This is a genomic window from Devosia sp. Root436 (genome assembly GCF_001426345.1).
Classification (GTDB): Bacteria; Pseudomonadota; Alphaproteobacteria; order Rhizobiales; family Devosiaceae; genus Devosia.
Genome location: NZ_LMEM01000010.1, coordinates 1 through 23,525 on the forward strand (window position 1 = coordinate 1; position 23,525 = coordinate 23,525).

The 23,525-nt window shown below is 64.5% G+C and carries 24 protein-coding genes; 3 read left to right on the top strand and 21 right to left on the bottom strand.

Annotated elements, in window-relative coordinates:
• Positions 1–135: 135 nt before the first annotated feature.
• From ASD04_RS08810 to ASD04_RS08835, 6 genes are all read right to left on the bottom strand, one after another.
• Complete coding sequence (locus tag ASD04_RS08810; protein ID WP_056255524.1) at positions 136–1,260, bottom strand: Gfo/Idh/MocA family oxidoreductase; 1,125 nt, start codon at positions 1,258–1,260, stop codon at positions 136–138.
• Positions 1,261–1,517: 257 nt separating this feature from the next.
• Entirely contained in the window at positions 1,518–2,573 is a 1,056-nt protein-coding gene (locus ASD04_RS08815; RefSeq protein WP_056255526.1) for a DUF2793 domain-containing protein, read from the bottom strand.
• A 278-nt stretch (positions 2,574–2,851) separates the two neighbouring features.
• Entirely contained in the window at positions 2,852–3,691 is an 840-nt protein-coding gene (locus ASD04_RS08820; protein WP_056255527.1) for a metal ABC transporter permease, read from the bottom strand.
• Positions 3,688–4,542 carry a metal ABC transporter permease gene (locus ASD04_RS08825; RefSeq protein ID WP_056255529.1) on the bottom strand — a complete coding sequence of 285 codons (855 nt, stop codon included), beginning with the start codon at positions 4,540–4,542 and terminating at the stop codon, positions 3,688–3,690. Before ASD04_RS08825 ends, ASD04_RS08820 begins: the two co-directional genes overlap by 4 nt.
• On the bottom strand, positions 4,539–5,432 hold the full coding sequence (locus ASD04_RS08830) for a manganese/iron ABC transporter ATP-binding protein (RefSeq protein ID WP_056255531.1): 894 nt from the start codon (positions 5,430–5,432) through the stop codon (positions 4,539–4,541). The genes ASD04_RS08825 and ASD04_RS08830 overlap by 4 nt, the downstream gene beginning before the upstream one ends.
• Positions 5,429–6,280: a metal ABC transporter substrate-binding protein gene (locus tag ASD04_RS08835; protein ID WP_056256537.1), complete on the bottom strand. Its 852-nt coding sequence runs from the start codon at positions 6,278–6,280 to the stop codon at positions 5,429–5,431. The genes ASD04_RS08830 and ASD04_RS08835 overlap by 4 nt, the downstream gene beginning before the upstream one ends.
• Before the next feature lie 397 nt (positions 6,281–6,677).
• On the opposite strand from ASD04_RS08835, the gene ASD04_RS08840 reads away from it, so the two are divergent.
• The gene (locus tag ASD04_RS08840; RefSeq protein ID WP_056255533.1) at positions 6,678–8,510 is read left to right on the top strand and encodes a cyclic nucleotide-binding and patatin-like phospholipase domain-containing protein; all 1,833 of its coding nucleotides are present in this window, start codon (positions 6,678–6,680) and stop codon (positions 8,508–8,510) included.
• A gap of 71 nt (positions 8,511–8,581) precedes the next feature.
• Here the strand turns inward: ASD04_RS08840 and ASD04_RS08845 are convergent, their stop codons facing one another.
• The 7 genes from ASD04_RS08845 to ASD04_RS08875 all read right to left on the bottom strand — a co-directional run bounded on the left by ASD04_RS08845 (position 8,582) and on the right by ASD04_RS08875 (position 15,369).
• Positions 8,582–8,779 (bottom strand): hypothetical protein, encoded by a 198-nt coding sequence (locus ASD04_RS08845; RefSeq protein WP_056255534.1) that lies wholly within the window; start codon positions 8,777–8,779, stop codon positions 8,582–8,584.
• Between the two features lie 260 nt (positions 8,780–9,039).
• The gene (gene pheT, locus ASD04_RS08850; RefSeq protein ID WP_056255536.1) at positions 9,040–11,457 is read right to left on the bottom strand and encodes a phenylalanine--tRNA ligase subunit beta; all 2,418 of its coding nucleotides are present in this window, start codon (positions 11,455–11,457) and stop codon (positions 9,040–9,042) included.
• 11 nt (positions 11,458–11,468) lie between these two features.
• Positions 11,469–12,113, bottom strand: a complete 645-nt coding sequence (locus tag ASD04_RS08855; protein WP_056255541.1) for a hypothetical protein — start codon at positions 12,111–12,113, stop codon at positions 11,469–11,471.
• Between the two features lie 321 nt (positions 12,114–12,434).
• On the bottom strand, positions 12,435–13,565 hold the full coding sequence (pheS, locus tag ASD04_RS08860; RefSeq protein WP_056255542.1) for a phenylalanine--tRNA ligase subunit alpha: 1,131 nt from the start codon (positions 13,563–13,565) through the stop codon (positions 12,435–12,437).
• Between the two features lie 209 nt (positions 13,566–13,774).
• Complete coding sequence (rplT, locus tag ASD04_RS08865) at positions 13,775–14,176, bottom strand: 50S ribosomal protein L20 (RefSeq protein ID WP_056255544.1); 402 nt, start codon at positions 14,174–14,176, stop codon at positions 13,775–13,777.
• Between the two features lie 20 nt (positions 14,177–14,196).
• Entirely contained in the window at positions 14,197–14,397 is a 201-nt protein-coding gene (gene rpmI, locus ASD04_RS08870) for a 50S ribosomal protein L35 (RefSeq protein ID WP_035099236.1), read from the bottom strand.
• Between the two features lie 117 nt (positions 14,398–14,514).
• Positions 14,515–15,369 (bottom strand): glycosyltransferase family A protein, encoded by an 855-nt coding sequence (locus ASD04_RS08875; protein WP_056255545.1) that lies wholly within the window; start codon positions 15,367–15,369, stop codon positions 14,515–14,517.
• A 111-nt stretch (positions 15,370–15,480) separates the two neighbouring features.
• Between ASD04_RS08875 and ASD04_RS08880 the strand changes: the two genes are divergently transcribed.
• Both ASD04_RS08880 and ASD04_RS08885 read left to right on the top strand, forming a co-directional pair.
• Entirely contained in the window at positions 15,481–15,900 is a 420-nt protein-coding gene (locus ASD04_RS08880; RefSeq protein ID WP_056255547.1) for an Hsp20 family protein, read from the top strand.
• Positions 15,901–15,915: 15 nt separating this feature from the next.
• Entirely contained in the window at positions 15,916–16,203 is a 288-nt protein-coding gene (locus tag ASD04_RS08885; RefSeq protein ID WP_056255549.1) for a DUF1150 family protein, read from the top strand.
• A gap of 72 nt (positions 16,204–16,275) precedes the next feature.
• On the opposite strand, the gene ASD04_RS08890 is transcribed toward ASD04_RS08885, so the two are convergent.
• The 8 genes from ASD04_RS08890 to lnt all read right to left on the bottom strand — a co-directional run bounded on the left by ASD04_RS08890 (position 16,276) and on the right by lnt (position 23,458).
• Positions 16,276–16,743 carry a PTS sugar transporter subunit IIA gene (locus ASD04_RS08890; RefSeq protein ID WP_056255551.1) on the bottom strand — a complete coding sequence of 156 codons (468 nt, stop codon included), beginning with the start codon at positions 16,741–16,743 and terminating at the stop codon, positions 16,276–16,278.
• A 48-nt stretch (positions 16,744–16,791) separates the two neighbouring features.
• Positions 16,792–17,367, bottom strand: coding sequence for an HPF/RaiA family ribosome-associated protein (locus tag ASD04_RS08895; protein ID WP_056255553.1), 576 nt, complete (start codon positions 17,365–17,367; stop codon positions 16,792–16,794).
• A gap of 255 nt (positions 17,368–17,622) precedes the next feature.
• Positions 17,623–19,134: an RNA polymerase factor sigma-54 gene (gene rpoN, locus ASD04_RS08900; RefSeq protein WP_056255554.1), complete on the bottom strand. Its 1,512-nt coding sequence runs from the start codon at positions 19,132–19,134 to the stop codon at positions 17,623–17,625.
• Between the two features lie 160 nt (positions 19,135–19,294).
• Positions 19,295–20,053, bottom strand: coding sequence for an LPS export ABC transporter ATP-binding protein (gene lptB, locus ASD04_RS08905; RefSeq protein ID WP_056255556.1), 759 nt, complete (start codon positions 20,051–20,053; stop codon positions 19,295–19,297).
• The gene (locus tag ASD04_RS08910; protein ID WP_056255558.1) at positions 20,050–20,505 is read right to left on the bottom strand and encodes an LptA/OstA family protein; all 456 of its coding nucleotides are present in this window, start codon (positions 20,503–20,505) and stop codon (positions 20,050–20,052) included. Before ASD04_RS08910 ends, lptB begins: the two co-directional genes overlap by 4 nt.
• A complete protein-coding gene (locus tag ASD04_RS08915; RefSeq protein WP_056255559.1) occupies positions 20,502–21,155 on the bottom strand; it encodes a hypothetical protein in 654 nt (217 codons plus the stop codon). Before ASD04_RS08915 ends, ASD04_RS08910 begins: the two co-directional genes overlap by 4 nt.
• Positions 21,156–21,166: 11 nt before the next feature.
• Positions 21,167–21,781, bottom strand: a complete 615-nt coding sequence (locus ASD04_RS08920; protein ID WP_056255561.1) for a ribonuclease D — start codon at positions 21,779–21,781, stop codon at positions 21,167–21,169.
• 63 nt (positions 21,782–21,844) lie between these two features.
• Positions 21,845–23,458 (bottom strand): apolipoprotein N-acyltransferase, encoded by a 1,614-nt coding sequence (lnt, locus tag ASD04_RS08925; RefSeq protein WP_056255563.1) that lies wholly within the window; start codon positions 23,456–23,458, stop codon positions 21,845–21,847.
• Positions 23,459–23,525: the final 67 nt, after the last annotated feature.

Sequence of the window (23,525 nt, forward strand, 5' to 3'; positions counted from 1 at the left end):
CGTCGCATGCGCCAGAAAGCTCGTCATCTTCGCAAACACGGTCCTGCAAAGAGACAAGCCATGGACCGCATCACTTAATGGTTGCTCATGGTGAGGCGGGAGCGTAGCGACCCTCGAACCACGAGGGCGTTGGCGCTAAATCCGGCCATCCTTCAATGATGTTGCCAGGGGCTCCGGCCGGGCGACCGGGGTCTTGATGTCGATGGTGCGGCCCTGCGCCGAGGCGGCGGCGATGGCTTCCATGACTTCGAGGACATGCAGAGCCAGGTCGCCATTGGCGCGGTGCGGGCGGTTGTCGAGAATGCCGGACGCCATGTCGGCGACGCCGAGCGAGCGGTAATTGCCATCGGCATAGGGCTGGGTGACCGGCACCTTGACCCAGTCCTCGCCCTTGCCGCGCTTGCGCAGTTCCACATCGCCGCCGAAGAAGTTGGGATCGGGCACGATGAGGCTGGCTTCGGTGCCGTAAAGTTCGAGCGGCACATGCTTGTGCGCCGGCACGTCAAAGGAAAAGGCGACCTGCACGATGGCGCCATTGGCAAAGCCGAGCGAAGCGGTGGCGTGGGTATCGACCACAACATCGATGACCTGGCCCTTCTTGGGCTCGGACAGCACGGTGCGCTGGTTGCGCAGGCGCGAGGCCATGGCCGAGACGCGGGCGACCGGGCCGAGCAGGTTGACCAGATCGGTGATGTAATAGGGCCCCATATCGAGCACCGGGCCACCGCCGATGTCGTAATAGAAGGCCGGATCGGGATGCCAGGCCTCGTGGCCGGGGCACTGGAAGAAGCCGGTGCCGCCCACAAGCTGGCCGAGGGCGCCGCTATCGACCACGGCACGCGCCTGCTGGTGCGAACCGCCCAGGAACGTATCGGGGGCCGAGCCGATGCGCAGGCCGGCTTTGTTGGCGGCGTCCAGGAGCTTGCGGCCTTCGGCATAGGTGATGCCGAGCGGCTTTTCGGAATAGACATGCTTGCCCGCGGCCAGGGCCTTGAGGCCGACCTCGACATGGGCGCGCGGAATGGTGAGATTGACGACCAGCTGAATGTCGGAACTGCCGAGCATCTCGTCGATGCCCATCGCCTTGAGGCCGAATTCGGCGGCGCGCGCCTGGGAGGCTTCGGGGCGCATATCGGCCAGGCCCTTGATATCGAGGACCGGGAAGCCGGCCATGGCCTCGTGGCCGGTAATGGCCCGCAGATAGGCCGACGAAATATTGCCGGTGCCGATGAAGCCGATACCGAGGCGCCTGGTGGTCATGGCGCAATCCTCCCTAAAATGTCAGGGCAACCTAACGGGGAGAATCGCGCCGCGCCAGACGGTCAGGCGAATTTATTTGGATCACGCAGAATTTGTCGCGAGCCATGCCGGATCGGGCTCGATGGGGGTGATGCCGGCAATGCTGGAAGGGTTGCGGGCCGAGATGTTGTGTTCAGGATATTGAGTTAGCCAGAGACTCCCCCCACCGACCCGGCTGCGCCGGGCCACCTCTCCCCGACGGGGAGAGGAAAGAGCCCTCATCCATTTGCGCTTTCCAGCTCCCCTACCCGCTTTGCCAGTTCCTGCACCGCTGCGATCAGCGGGGCGATGAAGGCGTCGTAGCGCAGGCCCTGTTCGCTTTGCGGGTCGGAGGGATCAGCGAGAATGTGGCCGGCGAAGTCCATGTCGCCGAGGACGGACTCAACCTGTTGCGCGATGAGGCCGTAATGGGTGCGGCGGCCGAGGCGGGGAGCGCCGGATTCGGTGCCGCCCACGGTCCAGCGGTATTTGACCGGCCGCAGCGCCAGGATGAAATCGAGGCCGAGATCCGACGGCGCGATATCGGTTTTCTGCCTGATATCGGAGGTCTGGATGGTGCCGGTGGCGGCCCAGACGGCGGACCAGCGGGCGCCCGAACCGCCCAGGGTCATGGCATTGTCGGTGGCGGGGCGGAGGGTGGCGGCGACGGTGGCGGCGCCCGTGGTGGCATTGACGGTGAAGGCGTTGATCCAGCTTGCGCCGTCGGGGCTGACCTTCAAACGCCAGTGGTCGTCACCGGCGAGGCCCATTTCGGCGCGGCCTGACCAGTTGGTCTGGTAGAGCAGGCTGGCCGTATCGCCCGCCGCGGCCTTGTTGATCTTGACCTGATGACCATTGCCGGCATGGGTGAGCAGGGTGGCGGCGGCGGCGACCGCGAGGCGGTTGGTGGTATCGGCCGAGGTGTTGACGCCCAGGCGCGGCAGGGCGGCACCGAGCGAAGCCAGTGGCGTCCAGGCGCCGGCATCGAAAACCATCTGGGTCTTGTCGGAGCGATCATAGACCTGCCAGCCGGCGGCCGGATCGAGAAAGGCCCAGGCGCCGGCCTCATATGCGGCGATCTCGTCGGTGTGGCCGGACCAGGCGCCAGTGGCGCCGGATGGGACGATCCAGGCTTCGCCCTCGAGCGGGGTGGCGGGCGGCGTGGTAAGCGTGCGGCTTTCGACGACGGGCTGGACGAGGCTATCGAGCGCCTGGATGGCTTCGTTGTGGGTGATGTGCTTCTGCGCCTGGCTCGGCATGATGAAAGGCAAAGTGAGGCGTGGGGTGTGGTCCATGGGGGTCTCCTTCGGGGGGAGTATCCGGCCGGATGGGAGGGGTGGGGATAAGATGAGGGGCTTTCCTTCTCCCCGACAGGAGCAGGCTATCGCATATGGAGTGGAGAGCCCGGTCGCAGCAGTTCCACCGAGCGTGGGCTCCCTCTCCCCTGAGGGGAGAGGGTGGGGTGAGGGGTTCAGTGCTGTCGAAGGGCACGGTGCCAACCGCAACGCTGAACCCCTCACCCGACCCTTCGGGTCGACCTCTCCCCTCAGGGGAGAGGTGACTGACGGATAGTTCAGGCGAGCGCTGCCGCCGGCCGTCTTGTCGTGGTCACCACGAACGTCACTAAAAACGTCGCGCTCATCAGCAGGACGATCGTTGGCGCCGGGGCGCTGTCGATGAAGAAGCTGGCATAGATGCCGATGAGGGAGCAGAGGACCGAGATGGTAACCGCGATCAGCATCATCGGGGCGAAGCGCCTGGAGATGAGATAGGCGATGGCGCCGGGGGCGACCAGTAGCGCGATGACCAGCACGATGCCGACGGCGGTAAGGGCCGCGACGATGGTCAGCGAGAGCAGCGCCAAGAGACCATAATGCAGCACGCGGACCGGCAGGCCGATGGCGCCGGCCTGTTGCGGATCGAAGGTGAAGAGCAGCAGGTCGCGCCATTTGGCAAGGACGACCGCCGTTACCACCACGGCGATGAGGCCGGTCTGGATCAGGTCAGCCGGGCTGATGCCGAGAATATCGCCGAACAGGATATGGTCGAGATGCACATCGGTCTGGATCGAGGTGTAGAGCACGATGCCAAGGCCAAAAAGGCCGGAAAACACCACGCCCATGACCGTGTCTTCCTTGATGCGGGAATTTTCCTTGAGATAGCCGACCGAGAGGGCGCAGCCCATGCCGGCGGCGAAGGCGCCCACGCCGAGCGGCAGGCCGACAATATAGGCCAGCACCACGCCGGGCAGTACCGCATGGGAAATGGCGTCGCCCATCAGCGACCAGCCCTTGAGCACCAGGAAGCAGGAGAGCAGGGCCGTCGGGATGGCGACCATGACCGCTATGGCCATGGCCGAGGTCATGAAGGGGAACTGAAACGGCCAGAGGGCGTAAATCAGGAACTCGTTCATGACGCGATCTCCGCAGCGGCCTTGCGGCGGCTGGCCAGCAGGCCATGCTTGGGGGCGAAAAAGAAGGCCGAGAGGAAGACCATGACCTGCAGCACGACGATGACGCCGCCGGTGGCGCCATCGAGGAAGAAGGAGATGTAGGCGCCCACCAGCGAGCTGAGCGTGCCGATGGCGATGGCGATGAGAATGAGGCGCGGGAAACGGTCAGTCAGCAGGTAAGCGGTGGCGCCGGGGGTGACCACCATGGCGATGACGAGGAAGGCGCCGACGGTCTGCATGGCGGCCACGGTGCAAGCCGCGAGCAGGGTGAAGAAGATCACCCGCAGCAAAGGCGGATTGAGGCCGATGGAGCGGGCATGGCTTTCATCGAAGAAGGTGACCATGAGGTCCTTCCAGATGAAGAACATCACCGCCAGCGTCACCACTGCGATGATGACCAGCTGCAAAGTGTCCTCCGGCGTCACGGCCAGGATATTGCCCATGACGATGGTCTGGATATTCACCGAGGTCGGCGACAGCGAAATCATGAAGAGGCCAAGCCCGAAAAAGGCGGTGAAGATCAGCCCGATCACCGCATCTTCCTTGAGCTTGGTGCGCTGGGTGAGAAACAGCATCGCCCCGGCCGCGAGGCCGCCCGAGAAGAAGGCGCCGAGGGAAAAGGGCAGCTCCAGCATATAGGCGCCGGCCACGCCCGGCACGATGGAATGGCTCAGCGCATCGCCGATCAGCGACCAGCCCTTGAGCATGAGATAGGCCGAGAGGAAGGCGCAGACGCCGCCGACCAGCGCCGAGACCCAGATGGCGTTGATCATGTAGTGGTAGTTGAAGGGCAGCAGCAGGGTTTCGATCATTTGGGTTCGACCGGGTCGGACTGCTTGGTGGTCATCTTGCCCTTTTCGCCATACATGACCAGCGGGCGCTCGTCGTCGGTCAGCACCGAGATGTGGCGCGGATCGTCGTCATCGTGCAGGCCCGCTCCCGCCAGCACGAAGTGCCGCAGGGCGCCGCCGAAGGTAACTTCGAGCCATTCGCGGGTGAATATCTCGGAGGTGGGGCCGGACGCGAGGACCGTGCCCTTGACCAGCACGGTGCGGTCGCAGAATTCGGGGACCGAACCCAGATTGTGGGTTGAGACCAGCATGACCTTGCCCTCGTCGCGCAATGCGCGCAGCAGGGCCACGATGGCATCCTCGGTCTTGACGTCGACGCCGGTAAAGGGCTCGTCGAGCAGGATGACCTGCCCTTCCTGCGCCAAAGCGCGGGCGAGGAAGACGCGCTTCTTCTGGCCGCCGGAGAGCTCGCCGATCTGGCGATGGCGGAATTCGAGCATGTTGACGCGCTGGAGGGCCGAGGTGACCATGTCATGGTCGACCTGCCGGGGCCGGCGCAGCATGCCCATATGGCCGTAGCGGCCCATCATCACCACGTCTTCCACCAGCACCGGGAAATTCCAGTCGACATCTTCCGATTGCGGCACATAGGCGACAAGATTGCGCTTGAGCGCCTGTTTTCCCGGCACGCCCAAAATATCGACCGAGCCCGATGCCAGGGGCACGAAGCCCATGATGGCCTTGAACAGGGTGGATTTGCCCGAGCCATTGACGCCGACCAAAGCGGTGATGGAGCCGCGCGGAATGGTGAAGCTGGCATGCTTGATGGCGGTGGTGCCGTTGCGATAGGCGACGGTAATGTCTTCGACATCAAGGCCGGGGGCGGAGGCATCGCGGCTGATGTCGTTCATGGCGTCAGGCCTTCAACAATGGTGGTCGCGGTGACCGAGAGCAGATCGAGGTAAGTCGGCACCGGGCCGTCGGGTTCCGAGAGCGAATCCACATAGAGCACGCCGTCATATCTGATGCCGGTCTCGCGGGCGACCTGCTCGGCCGGCTTGGGTGAAATGGTGCTTTCCGAGAAAATAGCCGGCACGGCATTTTCGCGCACGGCGTCGATGACGTGGCGCACCTGTTGCGGGGTGCCCTGCTGGTCGGCATTGATCGGCCAGAGATAGAGTTCCCTCAGGCCGAAATCGCGCGCCAGGTAGCTGAAGGCGCCTTCCGAGGTGGCGAGCCAGCGGCGCTGCTCGGGGATGGCGGCAAGGGCGGCGCGGATGGGCTCGACCGTGGCGGTGATTTTGGCGGCATAGGCGGCGGCATTGGCATTGTAGACGGCTTCGTTGGCCGGATCGGCGGCGACGAAGGCCTTGCGGATATTGTCGACATAGATCAGCGCGTCATTGGGCGACATCCAGGCATGGGGATTGGGCTTGCCCTGGTAAGGCCCCTCGCCGATGCCCATGGGCTCGATGCCCTCGGTGACGACGACCGAGGGCACCTCGCCCAGATTGGAGAGGAACTGCTCGAACCATTGTTCGAGGTTGAGCCCGTTCCACAGGATCAGGTCGGCATCCTGCGCGGCGATGAGGTCGCCGGGAGTGGGCTGGTAATTGTGGATTTCGGCGCCCGGCTTGGTGATCGACACCACGTCCGCGGCATCGCCGGCGACGTTGCGGGCCATGTCGGCAATGATGGTGAAGGTGGTGACCGCCTTGAGGCGCTCCTGGCCCATGACAGGCAGGGAGGCGACGAGCATGGCGGAAAAGGCAAGAACGGAAAATACGCGGCGCTGCATCGAATACTCCAGGAGGACTGATCCTGAGATAATGCAATTGCAAATCATTCGCAATAGCAAAACTGGAAGTAGCAAATCGCACAGTGCTCGCTTTTGAACGCCTGATCCTTGGCCTACGCGATGTCATCCCGGCGCAGGCCGGGATCCATCCTGAGGTCTTCCCACGGTCACCGCAGGCTCAGTCCTCTCGGGATGGGTTCCGGCCTGCGACGGAATGACACGGTGACTGGTAGGCCGGGGGTGCGATCAGCGCTCGCCATACCATGTTCATAGTATTCTTCCGATGACCCCTGCGCGCATAGGGTCCGCCCGCCACGGGCCGGCGATGCCGGCCGTCACGAGCGCAAGGGGACGAAATATGGACGGCATGGGCATTCTGCAGACATTGACTGCAGCCCAGAGGGAATTGCTCACCGCGCATGCGCATCGGCGTGCGCTCGGGCGGGGCGAGGTGCTGCTGCGGGCGGGGGAGCCGAGCCAGGCATTCTTCATCGTGCTGCGTGGCATATTGGCCGCGTCGCGCGATGGCGAGCTGACGGTCTATCGCGAAATCGGGGCCGGACAGGCGGTGGGCGAGCTCGCCTTTTTCTGCCGCGGCGAGCAGAGCGAGACGGTCACCGCCCTGCGCGATTGCGAGGTGCTGGAAATCTCCCGCCTGGCCTATACCCATGCGCTGGAAGCCGATCCGGGACTGGCCGCGGCCTTTCTCGGCCTCGTGGCGGCGAGGCTGCATCGCAAGGATGCGCGTCGCGAGCGGCGGCCGGGCGGCCGGCGCCGCGCCATTGCCTTTGTCGGGGGCGGGCATGAGCCGGTGCCGCCGGCTTTCTTCGAACGGCTGCGCAGCCGGCTGAAGCACGAGGGCCATGTGGCGCTCGACCGCGCCGGGATCGCGGAACGGTTCGGCGGACGCAGCCTCAGCGATCCCGTCGTCATCGAATGGCTGGACCGCATCGAGGATGAGGCACCCATATTCTATTTCGGCGATGACGGGCTGAGCGACTGGACCGAATTCTGCCTCCGCCAGGCGGACGAAGTGGTGATGGTCACCAGCGGCGACGCCCCCAAGGCGGAATTGTCCTCGGTAGAAAGACTGGTGGAGAAACTGCATCCGCAATCGGCCTGCCGGCTGGTCCGCCTGCATCGCCGCCGCGCCGGCATTGTCGAGGGCACCGCCGCCTGGCTGGCGCGGACGCCGGTTTTCCTGCACCACCATGTGTCGCTGCAGGACAATGCCGATATCGATGCCCTCATCCGCTTCCTGACCGGAAGGGCCGTGGGCTTCGTAGCGGGCGGGGGTGGCGGGTTCGGCCCGGCGCATGTGGGCGTCTATCGTGCCTTTCGCGAGCAGGGCGCGACATTCGATATCTTCATGGGCACCAGCGTCGGGGCGGCGATGCTGGCCGGCTTCGCCTTCCTGGGCGAACACGACACGCTGACCGCGGGCACCGAGGAGATCTTCGTCAAGAGCCGCAGCTTCAAGCGGCTGACCTGGCCGCGCTATGCGCTGCTGGACCACAAGGCGTTCGACGAAGCGCTGGCGCGCGTCTATGGACCCGAGACGCGGGTGGAGGATTGCTGGAAGCCGTTTTTCGCCATCGCCACCAACCTGTCGGACAATCGCATGGAGGTCATCCGTTCGGGCCTGTTGTGGCAGGCGGTGCGCGCCTCGAGCGCCATTCCCTGCGTGCTGCCGCCTTTCTATACGGCGGACGGGAAAATGCTGGTCGATGGCGGCGTCATGGACGATGCGCCGCTGGGCCCGATGCAGCAGATCAAGGCCGGCCCCAACCTGGTGGTGCATTTCGGACGCAGCGCCGGGCAGCGCTTCAACGTTTCCTATGCGAGCCTGCCCGGACGCGGCAAGTTGCTGGCGGCGTTGCTCAATCCACGTGGGCGGCTGCCGCGGGCGCCGCGCCTGCTAAGCATATTGTTCCGCACCATGCTGGCGCATCAGCGCTACGACCTGCCGGTGACGCCGCACGATCTCGTGCTGACCCCGCCCGCCTTTGCCGGCGCCAATGTGATGAATTTCGACCGGCATATGGAGGTGTTCGAGGCCGCCCATGCCTGGGCGCAGCGGGAGATCGAGACCCGGCTGGGCCATCACGACGCAGCCACCGACGCGATCTTCCGACGCGCCGCGTCGGACCAGGCGCCGGGACAAACGCCCCAGATGCAAGCGGTCGCCTAGAGCATTTCATCGTTTCGCGTTTCCGAACCGCAAAACCGTTGCCACTTTTGCTGGAAACGCTCCAGCGCCCGTCAGTCGGGCCGGATATGGGAATCGGGCGGCAGGGGGAGCAGGTCAGGAACGTCACGATAGGCCCTGGCATCGCACCGCCGGGCGGCTTCCTCGACCAGGAGGCGGATGACTTCGCTGCCCTCTGCCGGCATGATGGCCAGGGCCTGCAACAGGTGATCGCGAGCAGTCTCATAGCGACGGTCGGGCAGCGAGGTCATGGCGGCACACTCCAGCCCCTCCCCGCCCGCTACAATGAGAACGATGCGAGGAGAGGGTGTTAACGGCGAAGCGGCAATTTGCGGCGTTTTGTACGCTTCTCGTCCGAGCTGGCGGAGTCACCGGGCGTTGGCTCCCTCTCCCTGAGGGGAGAGGGTGGGGTGAGGGGTTCAGTGCCGGTGAAGGGCACAATGCCCAACGCGGCGCCGAACCCCTCACCCGGCGCGTTCGCGCCGACCTCTCCCCTCAGGGGAGAGGTGACTTAGGTGCGCAGCACGCCACCTGATTGCTTGGTGACTGCGGCGATAATGCCTGCGGAAATCCTGTCGATTTCTTCCTCGGTGAGCGTCTTGTCCGAGGGCTGGATGGTCACCTCGATGGCGACCGATTTCTTGCCCTCGCCGACATGGCTGCCCTCGAATACGTCGAAGACCACGACGTCCCTGATCAGGGCCTTGTCGGCGCCGCGCGCGGCCTTCAGAATTGCCCCTGCGGTGACCGCCTTGTCGACCACGAAGGCGAAGTCGCGAGTGAGTGGCATCAGCGCCGACAGATCGAGCGCCGGCTTGGTCTTCGTCGCCTTCTTGCGTGGCTCGGGCAGTGCGTCGAGATCGAGCTCGAAGGCCGCGACAGGGCCGGCGATATCGAGCTCGGCGGCCCAGGCGGGGTGCAGTTCGCCGAACCAGCCGAGGGTTTTCGGACCCTGGGCGACACGGCCGCCACGGCCCGGATGGCTCCAGGGCGCCGGCTCGGCGAAGAGCTGGACCTTGTCGATGTCATAGCCCAGCGCATCGAGCACGGCGCCGAGATCGGCCTTGGCATCGAAGACGCCGACCGGTTCAGCCTTGCCCGACCAGTGGCGGCCCGAGCCCGCAAGCCTGGCCGTGCCGGTGCGGAGGCCCGTGGCATAGGTATGCTGGCCTTCGGGGGCATCGCTGAGGAAGACCTGGCCGACCTCGAAAATGGCGAGATCGGCAATGCCGCGATTGGCATTGCGGCGGGCAGCGGCGAGCAGGCCCGGCAGCAGGGACGGGCGCATGTCGGTCATGTCGGAGGCGATGGCATTGGCGAGCTGCAGGCCCTCGCTGCCACCACCAAACCGTGTCGCGTCGTCATGGCTGATGAAGCTCCAGGTGACCGCTTCGTCGAGGCCGCGGGCGGCCAAGGCCCGGCGGGCGATACGGCGGCGGTTCTGGATATTGGTCAGCATGCGCGGCGCGACATGATTGAGGCGCGCCAAAGGCTCGACCGGGACATTGTCGACGCCGACCATGCGCATGACTTCTTCGACCAGGTCGGCCTTCTGCGTCACGTCGGGACGCCAGGACGGCACCTTGACGGTCAGCACGTCGCCCTTGCCCGACATTTCGAAGCCGAGGCGGGAGAGGATGGCGGTGACGATCATCGGCTCGACGGTAAGGCCGGTAAGGCGCTTGACCTCGGCGAGCGGGAAGGTGACCACGGTATCGGGGAAGACGTCTTCGCCTGAAATCGCCGGTTCCATCGGCTCGCCGCCGCAGAGTTCGAGCACGAGGCGGGTAGCGAGTTCGAGACCGGGTTCGGTCAAAGCCGGGTCGACATTGCGTTCGAGGCGGTAGCGGGCATCGGAGACGATGCCGGTCTTGCGGCCGGTGCGGGCGATCAGCTCGGGATCCCAGCTGGCGCATTCCATGAAGACATTGACGGTCCCGTCGGTCACGCCGGAGCGGATGCCGCCCATGACGCCGCCGAGGCAGAGCGGGCCGGTATCGTCGGCGATGACCGTCATGGTCTCGTCGAGCGTGTAGACCTTGTTGTCCAGGGCGTCGAAAGCCTCGTTGCGGGCATTGCGCAGCACCGGCTGGCCATCGAGCTTGTCGGCATCATAGGCATGCAGCGGGCGGCCCCAGCCGAGCGACACCAGATTGGTGATGTCGACGATGGTGTTGATGGGACGGAGGCCCACGGCGCGCAGGCGCTGCTGCAGCCAGGCCGGGGACGGACCGTTCTTGATGCCCTTGAGGTAGCGGCCGGCGAACTTGCGGATGGCTTTTGGCTCATCGGCCGAGAATTGCTGCGGCAGCGGGGCGATGGGGCTTTTGCCCCTGGAGGGGACCGGGGACATGTCGGTGGCCTTGAGCGTGCCGAGACCGAAGGCGGCCAGATCGCGCGCAATGCCGTAGACGCCGGTGGCGTCGCCCCGGTTAGGGGTGATCGAGATGTCAAAGACCACGCCGTCGATGCCGGCATAGTCGGTGTATTTGACGCCGATGGGGGCATCCTCAGGCAGCTCGATGATGCCGTCATGGTCGTTGCTCAGTTCCAGCTCGGCATTGGAGCAGAGCATGCCGTTGGACACCTGCCCACGGATATTGCCCTTGCCGATGGTCATGTCCTTGCCCGGAATATAGGTGCCGGGAAAGGCGAAGACCGATTTGAGGCCGGTGCGGGCATTGGGGGCGCCGCAGACCACGTCGATGAGTTCACCGGTGCCGGCATCGACCTTGCAGACGCGCAGCTTGTCGGCATTGGGATGCTGGGTGGCCGAGACGATATGGGCGGTAACGAAGGCGGAAAGCGCCTTGCCCTGGTCTTCCATGCCTTCGAGCTCGAGACCGATCATGGTCAGCGTCTTGCCGATCTCGTCGGCCGAGGCATCGGTATCGAGGTGCTCCTTGAGCCAGTCGAGGGTGAATTTCATGGTTTTGGCACCTATCGGAAATCGGACTTGCTGCCCGATATGGGCGGCAGGGCACGGGAAATCTTGAACAATTCGACGAGCACATTGGCGAAGCCGTTGGCATCGTCGATGGCTTTGTGGGTGTGGGCGATGTGACCGTAGAATTCGGCGGGCAGCTTGCTCATGCCCCAATCGAGATAGGGCGCGCCGCGCAGGGTTCCGGCCATGGTATAGAGGCAGATGCCGCCGCCGCGAAAAATCTGCCTGCCCTGGAACGGGCCACTGAGGGCGCGGGTGCCGGCATATTCGTCGAGATAATGGTCCATCCACAGCCCGTCGAAGATCATCGGCGCGGCGACGAACACCTTGGGGCCGGGCAGGTTTTCGACCCAATCGGCATAGCGCGGCATGACTTCGGCCGGTTCTTCGGCATTGGCGGTTGTTGCTGCCCAGGCTTCCGGCTGGGTTTCCCACCAGGCCATGGTCTGCTCGTTGGTGGTGCGGTCGGGCCGCTGGAGAAGCTGGGCCTCGAACGCACCATGGCGCGTGCCATCGGCCTCGATGGCGACAGAGGCGAAGCTCAGCATGGAATTGTGCAGCGGTGTCGGCCCGTCCGACTCGATATCGGTGACGATGAAGATGGGGCTGGCGGGGGCGTCTTGCGGCGGCAGGGTCATCAGTGGCTACTCGCGCGGGATGCATCACCAATAGGTAACACTGCCTCTCCCTCGCCCCTCGGGGCAGAGGGTAGCGACGCCGGGCGCGCAGCGACCTGGCAAAGCTGGGGTGAGGGGTGAAGCCCCTTCGGCAGGAACCGCGACGCTGAACCCCTCACCCGATGCTTGGCATCGACCTCTCCCCTCAGGGGAGAGGTGACCGGTATTCCGGCACTCGGGGTCTGCGGGACCATACCCCCACCCTTGGCGCGGCGCGCCGTCCCTCCCCACAGGGGGGAGGGAGACGCAGGAGCCGCCGGATTTGGGCTCACGAAAAGCATCTTAACTGCTCAGCCCCCCGAACAGCGTCGGCAAATCCAGTGGCCTGAAGCCGTAATGATCGAGCCAGCGCTGGTCGCCGTCGAAGAAGGCACGCAGGTCCGGCATGCCGTATTTCAGCATGGCGATGCGATCGATGCCCATGCCCCAGGCGAAGCCCTGGTAGATATCGGGGTCGAGGCCGGCATTGCGGACGACATTGGGATGGACCATGCCGCAGCCGAGGATTTCGAGCCAGTCGCTGCCCTCGCCGATCTTCACTTCCGAGCCCGAGCGGTCGCATTGCACATCGACCTCCATGGACGGCTCGGTGAAGGGGAAGAAGCTGGGGCGGAAGCGCAGGGTGACGTTGGGCACCTCGAAATAGGCCTTGAGGAATTCCTCCAGCACCCAGCGGAGCTGGCCGATATGGCTGGACTTGTCGATGACGAGACCTTCGACCTGATGGAACATCGGGGTGTGCGTCTGGTCACTGTCGTTGCGATAGGTGCGGCCGGGCATGACCACGCGGATGGGCGGGTCCATGGCCGGGGTGATGTAGCTCGCCGCCGGCTTTTCGTTGGTCTTCTGCATGACACGGACCTGCACCGGGGAAGTGTGGGTGCGCAGCACCTTCTTCACCCCATCGGCCCCCATCTTCATGAAGAAGGTGTCGTGCATCTCGCGGGCCGGATGACCCTCGGGGAAATTCAGCGCGGTGAAGTTGAAATAGTCGGTCTCGATATCGGGGCCTTCGGCGATGGAGAAACCCATGTCGGAAAAGATGGCGGTGATTTCGTCGATGGTCTGGCTGATTGGGTGGATGCGGCCGCGCGCGGTGGGCGCGGGCTGCAGTGGCAGGGTGATATCGACGGTTTCGGCCTTGAGGCGGGCGTCGAGGGCGGCGGATTTGAGGATGGTGGCGCGCTCTTCGATGGCCTGGGCGACATCTGTCTTCAACAGATTGATTTGCGCTCCGGCTCCCTTGCGCTCCTCGGCGTCCATCGCTCCAAGCGTGGACAAAAGCGCGGAAACGCTACCCTTCTTCCCCAGGAACTCGATCCGCAGTTGCTCGACATGCTGCTCGGTCGTCGCGACCTTCAGCTTGAAGTCAAGATTCGTGCGGATGAGGTCAATCTGATCATGGAGGGACATGGCGGTCTCGCTAGGTCGTGTTGGCGGCGGTTAGAGCATTTTGGGCGGATGGAGTCAGGAAGAAAATGCGCGGAGGCGGGCACGCACCGTAAGCCATTATGGAACCACGGAGAGGAAGGCAGCGAACGGCTCCCGGCAAATAAAAACGCCCCGCGCCAGCCTTTTCAGGCGGCGCAAGGCGTCAATTTGACCTCAGCAGGGCTGGGGAGTTAGGCGGTGACGCGCTCGTGGGTCGTCTTGTCGACGGATTCCAGATACGCGAGAGCTGCCTTGGCCTTGGCGACCAGCACGCCGAACGCCTCGGGCTGGGTGATCGCGAGATCGCTCAGCACCTTGCGGTCGACGGCAACCTCAGCCTTGCTGAGGCCGTCGATAAATCGGCCATAGGTCAGCCCGTAATCGCGCACGGCGGCGTTGATACGCTGGATCCAGAGGGCGCGGAAATTGCGCTTCTTGATGCGACGATCGCGGTAGGCATACTGGCCGGCCTTTTCGACGGCCTGCTTGGCGATGCGGATCGTCGACTTGCGGCGGCCGTAATAGCCCTCCGCAGCCTTCAAGACCTTCTTGTGACGGGCGTGGTTGGTAACGCCTCTTTTAACGCGTGACATGTGTCAGCTTCCCTTCAGCGTTAGCGGTTGTACGGCATGTACCACTTGACCAGACCCTCGTCGCCCTTGCTGAGGATCTTGGTGCCGCGGTTGGTGCGGATGTACTTGGCGTTGTGGTTGATCAGGCGGTGGCGCTTGCCGGCGACGCCTGCCTTGACACGACCGGTCGCTGTGAAGCTGAAGCGCTTTTTGGCGCCAGACTTCGTCTTCATCTTGGGCATTTTGCGGGTCCTTATAAGAGATCGGATGGATTTGGGCCCATCGCATTCAAGAACCGCCACGGCATGCCTTTTGGCCGGGCGATCCGGAGAAGTCGGCTCTATAGGGGGAAAGCGGGGCTATGGCAAGTCCTGCCGGGCCGCTGTCAGCATGGGTTCGATGTGGTCTTCGAACAAGAGACCCGGTTTTGCCGCCAGCGCGGCCTCGTAGCGCGCTTCGGCGTCGAGCGAGATGCGGAGGAAAGCGGCGGCGCCATCCACTTCGGCGGCGGGCAGGCCGTAATAGCCGGTTTCGAGGCGGCGCAGGATTTCCGTCTTGCTGGCGATCATGCCGGCGGCGACGTTCTTGCCGTTGCTCATCGAACTGGAGCGCTTGATGTAGTCGTGCAGCGGCGTGCCCAGATGCATGGATGCCGGCACGGTGCGGTAGAGCTGCAGCAGGAATTCGAGGTCGGTCATGTTGCTCATGGTGGGATCGTAGCGGCCATCGGCGCGCCTGGTATCCCAAACGATCATCGAATCCATGGATAGGCTGACCCATTTGTGGGTGCCGGCAGTGAGCACGCGGTCGGGGCCGGCGCCGACATGGCGGAGATGGGTGAAATCCTCGGTCATGACGTCGAGGGCGGTGGAGACGATCCCGTGCTCCGCCAGAGCCCCGACGGCCAGTTCGAGCTTGCGGGGCTTCAGCCGATCGTCCGCATCGAGGATGGCGGCATAGGGCGCGGCGATCTGTTCGAGCGCCACGTTGCGGGTGTTGGAAGCGCCGCGGCCGGCGCCGCCGCTGGAGAGGAAGCGGATCCTGCTGTCGCGAATGCCGGCCCCGGCGAGAAAGGTTTCGTAGTCGAAGCCGTCATCGGCGACGAGCCAGAGTTCCCATGCGGCATGGGTTTGCGCCAGCGCACTCCCGACCGTGGAGACAATGGTCGCCTGGGCGTTCCAGGCGGGGGTGATGATGGCGACGGTCTGATCCATGGGCACTCTTGAACGGGACACCGGCTTGTCCCATATCTGTCGGCAGGCGCGCGATGCCAAGGTTTGACGGGTCCGCGCCGATACGTTGCTTGATACTCAAGGACGGCGTGGATGTCGCGTATTTCAGTGTTTTCCGCTCCCTTTCTCCTCGGCTTCGACAGCTTCGAGGAGCGTGTCGACCGGCTGGCCAAGTCCGCCGACGGCTACCCGCCCTACAATATCGAGCGCACTATCGATGCCGATGGCACCGAAAGGTTCCTGGTTTCCATTGCCGTAGCCGGCTTTGGCGTCGGGGAGCTCGAAGTGCTGGCCGAGGACAACCAGATCGTGGTTCGCGGCAGGCAGAAGGATGAGCCGGGACGGGAATTTCTGCATCGCGGCATCGCCGCCAGGCAGTTTCAGCGTTCGTTCATCTTGGCTGATGGCATGATAGTGCGGGATGCAACTTTAGGGCATGGTATGCTCGTTGTTGCTGTAGAGCGTCCGCAGACGCCCAAGATCGCCCGACGTATCGATATTCGCTCAATATGAGGAAAGGGCCGACAGATGTATGAAAAACGCAATGACGAGGCCGCAGTCGAAAAGCTGACCCACCCCCTCAAATCCCTGACCCGCGCCCAGTTCGCCGCTTTGGGTAGCGATGCAGTGGCCTATATGCACCCGGTCAGCGGGGCAATCCTGTCGACAATGATCCACGATGCCGAATTCGAGGCGGCGACGGAATACCAGCTGGTCGTGTCGGCCGATGGCACGCCCTTGCTGGTGACCGACACCGAAGATGCCGTGGCCGAATGGCTCGGCGACAAGAATCTGGGCCTGGCGACGCTGCATTAGCGGACGGCAATATCCCGGCAAATGAAAAAGGCCCACCTGTCGCGGTGGGCCTTTTTCATCATGTGATCGAGATCACGCCGCGTAATGCGTCGCGACCGGGGCGGTGAAGATGGCGCGAAGCTGGGCCGGGTCTTCGGCGCGGCGCAGGTCTTCGACCACGGCCTCGGTGCGCAGCAGCCGCGCCACGCGCGACAGGGCCTTGAGGTGATCGGCGCCGGCGCCGGTGGGCGCCAACAGCATCACGACGATATCGACCGGCTGGTCATCGACCGAATCGAAATCGATCGGCTGGTCCAGCCGCGCCACCAGAGCGGTGACGCCCTTGAGGCCGGCTATCTTGCCGTGGGGAATGGCAATGCCATTGCCCAGCCCGGTCGAGCCCAGCTCTTCACGCGTGGTTATCGCCTCCAGGATTTCAGCGGCATCGTGGCCGGTGATCTCTGCTGCCCGTTCGGCAAGGTCTTCAAACAACTGGCGTTTCGTTGTGACGCCCATGCAACAAAGCACGGCGCGTTCAGCCAGGATATCGGCCAATTCCATCAAGTCTGCCCTAGAATAAACTACGCTGAATGTTGGCGCGGGGAGGGTTCAATTCGTCCCGAGGGCGGGATCAATCCAGCCTATATTGCCATCGGAGCGGCGGTAGACCACATTCAGTCCGCCATGTCCAGCGTGGCGGAACATCACAACCTGGCTACCGATCAGGTCCAGTTCCATGACGGCCTCCTCGACGCTCATCTGGCGCAGGTTCTTGGTGGTCTCGGCGATGACGGGCGGTGCGTAATCCTCGTCGAGCTCGTCCAGGTCGGCGGCGGCGCCGAACACGGTATATTGCGCGGTCACCCCTTCGGCATCGCCATTGATGCCGCGCGGGCGCTGCTTGAGCTTGCGGTTGTAGCGGCGCAGGCGCTTCTCGATATTGAGCGCCATGACCTCATAGGCACTGGTGGCGTCGCCGCCCTGCGCGCTGGCCTGCAAGGTCGCCCCGGAATCGAGGTGAACCACGCAATCGGCGCGAAAGCCGATGCCGTCGGGGGTGAGGGTGAGATGTCCGTCATAGCCGCCGTCGAAATATTTCCCGACTACGGCCTCGAAATGGTCCTGCGCCTTGCTGCGCAGGGCATCGCCGACATCCATGTTCTTTCCCGAAACGCGTAAGGTCATGGCTTGCTCTTCCTTCTATCGATCAGGTTCGACGCGAGGATCTCGAAAGCCGGTTCCCGGTTTTCGGGATCACGTCTGTTGCCTACCCCTCGGATGTGGGTAAGCAACAGCTCCAATGCTAGACCTGCCCGCGCCGGTGACGCAATGCGCAAGACCCCCTGCCGGTTCGTTTATCCTTTGGACATCGCCACACAATGGCCTTAGCCTTCGCGTGCGGTTAAGCGGGCAGCGATTTGCACCCTGCCACGCCCACTACTACCCCACCTCTGCCAGGTTCTTCTTCTGGCGCCGCCTGATCACCGAAGAGGGGATGTTCATGCCCTCGCGGTATTTCGCCACGGTGCGGCGGGCGACGTCGATGCCCTGCTCTTTTTTCAGCATCTCGGCGATGGTGTCGTCGGAGAGGATGTCGCTAAGCGCCTCGGCGTCGATGAGCTGGCGGATGCGGTGGCGCACGGCTTCGGCCGAATGTTCGCTGCCGCCGTCGCTGGAGGCGATGGCGGTGGTGAAGAAGTATTTCATCTCGTAGAGGCCGCGCGGCGTCGCCATGTATTTGTTGGAGGTGACGCGGCTGACGGTGGATTCGTGCATGTCGATGGTCTCGGCCACCATCCTGAGCGTCATCGGCTTGAGATGGGCGATGCCGTGGGTGAGGAAACCATCCTGCTGCCGCACGATTTCGGCGGCAACCTTGAGAATGGTCTGCGCCCGCTGGTCGAGGCTCTTGGTGAGCCAGTTGGCGGTGGCGAGGCAATCGGACAGGAACGACTTTTCGGCTGGGTCGCGGGTCTTCTTGGTCACGGTGGCATAGTAGACCCGGTTGACCAGCACGCGCGGCAGCACCTCGGTATTGAGCTCGATCTGCCAGGCGCCATCGGGGCCGCGGCGCACGAAAACGTCGGGCACCACCGATTCCACCGGGCCGCTGTCGAAGGCCAGGCCCGGCTTGGGATCGAGCTGGCGGATTTCGCCCAGCATATCCATCAGGTCTTCGCGGTCGCAGCCGATAGCGCGCATCAGCCCGGTCATGTCATGTTCGGCCAGAAGGCCGATATTGTCGAGCAGAGCCAGCATCATCGGATCGAGCCGATCCTTGTCCCGCAGCTGGATGGCGAGGCATTCGGGCACCGAGCGGGCGAAGACCCCGATGGGGTCGCAGCCCTGGAGGGCTTCGAGCACCGCCTCGATATCGGCGCGCTCGGCGCCGAGCTGTTCCGCCAGCGCATCGAGATCACCGGTGAGATAGCCGGCGTCGTTGAGACCATCGATCAGGTGGCGGGCGATCAGCCGGTCGGTGGCGGTGCGCAGCAGCATATTGGCCTGCGCCTCAAGATGCTCCGACAGCAATGGCCGCGCAGCGACGAACTGGTCGATATCGGGGGCTTCCCCGCCTTCGCTGGCGCCATTGCGGTCGAGCCGGCTCTGCGGATTGAGCTGGTCCTGCGCGATCTGGTCGGGAAAGACGTTTTCGACCGCGGTATCGTAGCCATCGGCGATGGAGGTGGCGTCCTGGATGCGTTCGCCGCGATCCACCGTGTCCTCATAGGCGCTGATTTCGGTGGAGCGCTCGGGGATTTCGGCCGGCTCGGCATCGCCGGGCTCGCTGCCATCCTCGCGTTCGAGCAAAGGATTGCGCAGCAATTCGATATCGACGAAGTCGTTGAGCTCAAGATGGCTGAGCTGCAGCAGCCGGATCGACTGCATCAGTTGCGGCGTCAGCGTCAGGCTCTGGGCCTGGCGGAATTCGAGACGCGGCGAAAGTGCCATTCAATCGAGGTCCTTGGCGGAAACAAGTGCCGTTCCCGGCAGCTTTTCGCGCGGACCATGACTCAATTCGCCATGGAGGGCAAGTCGAAGGGCAAGTTCCGTGCCAAGTTGGGTAACGGGGATGTGAGGAACGCCCTGCCACGCCGTCGTGGCACAGCGCCTAAAGCTCGAATCCCTCGCCGAGATACACCCGCCGGGCGTCCGGGTCGGCGCTGATGGTTTCCGGGCGGCCCTGGATCATCACCTTGCCGCCATGGATGACATAGGCGCGGTCGACCAGGCCCAGGGTCTCGCGCACCGCATGGTCGGTGATCAGCACGCCGATGCCGCGGCGGGTGAGCTGGCGCACCAGGCCCTTGACCTCGCTGACGGCGATGGGATCGACGCCGGCAAAGGGTTCGTCGAGCAGCATGAAGACCGGATCGGCGGCCAGCGCGCGGGCGATCTCGACGCGGCGGCGCTCCCCGCCTGACAGTGACAGGGCATTGGTATTGGCCAGGTGGCCAATGGAAAACTCATCGAGCAGGGCATCGAGCCGGGCCTGGCGTTCGCCCCTGCCCTTCACATGGTTTTCCAGCACCGCCAGGATATTGCCGCGCACCGAGAGGCCGCGGAAAATGGACGGTTCCTGGGGCAGGTAGCCGATACCGAGCTGGCCGCGCTGGAACAGCGGCAGGCCGGTAATGTCGCGGCCATCGAGGCTGATGGAACCGCCATCGGGCTTTACCAGGCCCATGATCATGGTGAAGACCGTGGTCTTGCCGGCACCATTGGGCCCGAGCAGGCCCACGGCCTCGCCCCGGCGCACGGCGATGGACACATCGCGCACCACGACGCGCTTGCCGAAGCTCTTGGCCAGGCCATGAGCCACCAGCCAGCCGGTCTGGTCGATACGTGGCTTGCCCGAAGTTTCGCTCATTGCGAGGTAAAGACCCCGGTGACGCGGCCGCCGCTGCCGCTATTGGTGAAGGTGGAAACGTTGGTGTCGAGGTTCACCACCAGTTCGCCGGCATCGACGGTGCCGCCGGAATTGACCACTTTCACATTGCCGGTGAGGCGCAGCAGCTGGTCGCCGGGGGTGAATACGGCGTGATCGCCGGTGGCGTCCTGCTCGGAGGTTTCGAGGCGAACGCCGCCGGAGGCGACGAAGCTCTCGATGTCGCTGGGGCCGGCCTCGCCATAGATGGCGACGACCTTGTCGGCCCAGACCTTCACATTGGGGTGGATGACGATGACATTGCCGGTAAAGACAGCCTGCTTGGTCTGCTCGTCGACGGTGAACAGATCGGCGGTGATCTGGACCTGCTGCTGGGCCAGGGCCGGCAGGGCGGGCAGCAGCAGGAGAATGGCCAGCAGGAGGCGCTTGATCATGGGATTTGCATCGCTGGTTGGTTGGCTCCGGGCGTATCGGGCAAGGTGACGGTGGCGCGGGTGAATGTCCAGACCAGGCTCACCGCATCATAGGTCACGCCTTCGGCGACCAGTTTGGTGCCATCGGCATAGTCGATGCTGACCGGGCCATTGCCGACGAGGCGCTGCGCCGTCCAGTCGAATACCGACTGGCGGAAAATGCCCGACGTGCCCAGCGAGTTGCTGACTTCGGCGACGCCTTCGATCTCGACCAGCTGGCTGGTGGTATCGAGCACGGCAGCCCGCGCATCGACCTGCATGGTCACGGCGTCGGGCCGGGTCATGGTCAGGGCGGCGTCGGTGAGGTCGATGCGGTCGGTGGCCTCGACTGCCGCCCGCGCCGCCAGGGCCGAGACGTGGTAGGCCGTGCCGTCGTCGAGCACACCGGAATATTCGGGCATTTCGATCGTGACGCTGTCGGAAGAAACGGCGATCTGGCCGATGCCGAAGCGGCTGGTCTGGCTCGAGACGTAAATCTGCAGCAGCAGGGCCGCCAGGGCGACAATGCCGAGGGCCGGGATGCCGACGCGCAGGATCGCCACCACGCGGTTGCGGGACTGCAGCCCCCGATAGATTGCCAGCCTTTGGGCCGCGTCGGCATGCAGGTCCATGCGCTCTCCGGCTAGCTATGGGCGAAAATGTCGGTTTCTTCCCAACCGAGCAAATCCAGTTCACAGCGCGTCTTGAGGAAGTCGAAGCAGGACTGGGCCAGCTCCATGCGCCCCTCGCGCCGCAGCATGCGATCGAGATGGCGCTTGAGATCGTGCAGGTAGAGCACGTCGGAGGCGGCATAATCGAGCTGGGCGTCGCTGAGCTTGTCGCTGCCCCAGTCCGAGCTCTGCTGCTGCTTGGAAAGATCGACATTGAGCAATTCGCGCACCAGGTCCTTGAGGCCGTGGCGATCGGTATAGGTGCGCACCAGCTTGCTGGCGATCTTGGTGCAGTAGACCGGGCCGGTGACCACGCCGAAGCGGTTGCGGAGCGCGGCGACGTCGAAGCGCGCATAGTGGAAAATCTTGGTGACGCCAGGATCGCCCAGCAGCTTGACCAGGTTGGGCGCCTCGGTGGCGTCCTGCGGGATCTGCACCACATCGGCACTGCCATCGCCGGGCGAGAGCTGGACGACGCAGAGCCGGTCGCGATGGGGATTGAGGCCCATGGTCTCGGTATCGATCGCCACTTCGCGGCCGTAGCGGGAAAGGTCAGGCAGGTCGCCGCGGTGCAATCGGGTGGTCATGGCTGGCTCTTGCAATTTGATATGTATTTCTCTTGGCACAGCAAGAGGGCGTTGGAAAGGCAGCTAGACGCGCCGGCGCCGGCCAGCGCGGGCGGCGATCAGCGAGATGAGCAGGCCGGCAACGAGGGCGATCAGCAGCGGCCAGTAGCGCAACTGGGAAAAGACCGTCGCCGCCAGCCGCTCATGCGGGCGCACATCGAGCGCGGCCATCTGCTGCGGCGGAATCTGGGCGGTGATGCGGCCGAGCGGATCGGTGGCGAAGGTCAGCCCCGAATTGGCCGAGCGGATCAGGCTCATGCCCTCCTCGACGGCGCGAATGCGGGCGTGGTGGGCATGCTGGGCCGGGCCGATGGAGCCATCGAACCAGGCATCGTTGGTGATGTTGAACAGGAACTGCGCGCCCGCCGTGTCGCCCAGATCGCCGGAAAACAGGATTTCGTAGCAGATCAGCGTCAGGAAGGGCGGCGTCGCCGGCAGGCTCATCAGCCGGCGGCGGGCATCGCCATGGGCCCAGCCCTCGGCGCCGGGCACGAACTGCTTGATGCCGAGCTGGGCGAAGAACGCGCCGAAGGGCAGGAATTCGCCGAAGGGCACCAGATGGGACTTGTCGTAGCTGGCGATGACCTCGCCATTGGTATCGATGGCGAGCAGGGCATTATAGGGCGGGCCGGATGGTTCGGTGGCGCCCGGCTCGTATTTCTGGCGCGGCGCGCCGGTGAGCAGGGTGGCGCCATCGGGCAAAAGGCGGGCGATGCGGGCCAGCGCCTCGGGATAGGTGGCGAGGAAGAAGGGCAGGCTGGATTCGGGCCAGACCAGATGGGTGATATCGGCCAGGCCCTGGTCGGTGGGGTCCATGCGCATGTCGCTCAGCATCAGCAGGCGGTCGATGAGGGCGACCGGGTCGACATTGCCGAAATCTGAATGTTCGTAGACCAGCGGCTGCACCAGGCGCAGCGCGATATCGGTGCGCTCAGTCGAGATGGTGCCGGTAAGGCGATTGTAGCCGAAGCCGAGCTGGCCGGCGATAACCGCGAGCGCCAGGAAGAAGGGCAGCAGGCGCCGGCTGAGGCTGCGGTTATCGGCGGGCCAGATCAGCGCCGGGGTCGTGGCGAGCAGCGCCGCCAGCAGCGTCAGCCCATAGATGCCGATGACGGCGGCGAGCTGCATCATCTCGTCGGTGGGGGTCAGCGCATAGCCGAGCAGATCGAAGGGGAAGCCGGTCAGCACATGGCCGCGGGTCCATTCGGCGATGGTGAGGAAGGTGGCGAGGGTGACGATGCGCCAGGGGCCGTGGCTCCACAACAGATGCGCCAGCGCAGAGGCGAGGCCCCAGAAAAAGGCGATCAGCGCCGCCAGCGCCAGGATGGCAAAGGGCATGAGCACGAGCATGATGCCGCCATCGACGAAGAAGGCGGCGCCCAGCCAATGGAAGGCGACGGTGAAATAGCCCCAGCCGAAGGCAAAGCCGATGGTGAAGGCCGGACCCAGGATGCGGCGCCAGCCGCGCTGCCTGCCGACGCCATCAAGGCACCAGACCCAGACGGGAAAGGCGATGAACAAAGCCGGCACGATAAAGAGCGGCGGGACGGAGAGGCCGGCAATGGCCCCGGCCAGCAGCAGCAGCACGAAGCGCCGCCAGCCGTGACTCAACATGGCGGTTTCGGCCAGCCAGGTCATTTCGGGGCTTTCGGCGAATCAGGGCGCATGGCGGCAAGGTCGCCGTGACGGGGTGGGGCGTCAAGGC

Coding starts and splice junctions, on each gene's coding strand:
- ASD04_RS08810 (WP_056255524.1), bottom strand. CDS start 1,260: ATGACCACCAGGCGCCTCGGTATCGGCTTCATCGGCACCGGCAATATT.
- ASD04_RS08815 (WP_056255526.1), bottom strand. CDS start 2,573: ATGGACCACACCCCACGCCTCACTTTGCCTTTCATCATGCCGAGCCAG.
- ASD04_RS08820 (WP_056255527.1), bottom strand. CDS start 3,691: ATGAACGAGTTCCTGATTTACGCCCTCTGGCCGTTTCAGTTCCCCTTC.
- ASD04_RS08825 (WP_056255529.1), bottom strand. CDS start 4,542: ATGATCGAAACCCTGCTGCTGCCCTTCAACTACCACTACATGATCAAC.
- ASD04_RS08830 (WP_056255531.1), bottom strand. CDS start 5,432: ATGAACGACATCAGCCGCGATGCCTCCGCCCCCGGCCTTGATGTCGAA.
- ASD04_RS08835 (WP_056256537.1), bottom strand. CDS start 6,280: ATGCTCGTCGCCTCCCTGCCTGTCATGGGCCAGGAGCGCCTCAAGGCG.
- ASD04_RS08840 (WP_056255533.1), top strand. CDS start 6,678: ATGGACGGCATGGGCATTCTGCAGACATTGACTGCAGCCCAGAGGGAA.
- ASD04_RS08845 (WP_056255534.1), bottom strand. CDS start 8,779: ATGACCTCGCTGCCCGACCGTCGCTATGAGACTGCTCGCGATCACCTG.
- pheT (WP_056255536.1), bottom strand. CDS start 11,457: ATGAAATTCACCCTCGACTGGCTCAAGGAGCACCTCGATACCGATGCC.
- ASD04_RS08855 (WP_056255541.1), bottom strand. CDS start 12,113: ATGACCCTGCCGCCGCAAGACGCCCCCGCCAGCCCCATCTTCATCGTC.
- pheS (WP_056255542.1), bottom strand. CDS start 13,565: ATGTCCCTCCATGATCAGATTGACCTCATCCGCACGAATCTTGACTTC.
- rplT (WP_056255544.1), bottom strand. CDS start 14,176: ATGTCACGCGTTAAAAGAGGCGTTACCAACCACGCCCGTCACAAGAAG.
- rpmI (WP_035099236.1), bottom strand. CDS start 14,397: ATGCCCAAGATGAAGACGAAGTCTGGCGCCAAAAAGCGCTTCAGCTTC.
- ASD04_RS08875 (WP_056255545.1), bottom strand. CDS start 15,369: ATGGATCAGACCGTCGCCATCATCACCCCCGCCTGGAACGCCCAGGCG.
- ASD04_RS08880 (WP_056255547.1), top strand. CDS start 15,481: ATGTCGCGTATTTCAGTGTTTTCCGCTCCCTTTCTCCTCGGCTTCGAC.
- ASD04_RS08885 (WP_056255549.1), top strand. CDS start 15,916: ATGTATGAAAAACGCAATGACGAGGCCGCAGTCGAAAAGCTGACCCAC.
- ASD04_RS08890 (WP_056255551.1), bottom strand. CDS start 16,743: ATGGAATTGGCCGATATCCTGGCTGAACGCGCCGTGCTTTGTTGCATG.
- ASD04_RS08895 (WP_056255553.1), bottom strand. CDS start 17,367: ATGACCTTACGCGTTTCGGGAAAGAACATGGATGTCGGCGATGCCCTG.
- rpoN (WP_056255554.1), bottom strand. CDS start 19,134: ATGGCACTTTCGCCGCGTCTCGAATTCCGCCAGGCCCAGAGCCTGACG.
- lptB (WP_056255556.1), bottom strand. CDS start 20,053: ATGAGCGAAACTTCGGGCAAGCCACGTATCGACCAGACCGGCTGGCTG.
- ASD04_RS08910 (WP_056255558.1), bottom strand. CDS start 20,505: ATGATCAAGCGCCTCCTGCTGGCCATTCTCCTGCTGCTGCCCGCCCTG.
- ASD04_RS08915 (WP_056255559.1), bottom strand. CDS start 21,155: ATGGACCTGCATGCCGACGCGGCCCAAAGGCTGGCAATCTATCGGGGG.
- ASD04_RS08920 (WP_056255561.1), bottom strand. CDS start 21,781: ATGACCACCCGATTGCACCGCGGCGACCTGCCTGACCTTTCCCGCTAC.
- lnt (WP_056255563.1), bottom strand. CDS start 23,458: ATGACCTGGCTGGCCGAAACCGCCATGTTGAGTCACGGCTGGCGGCGC.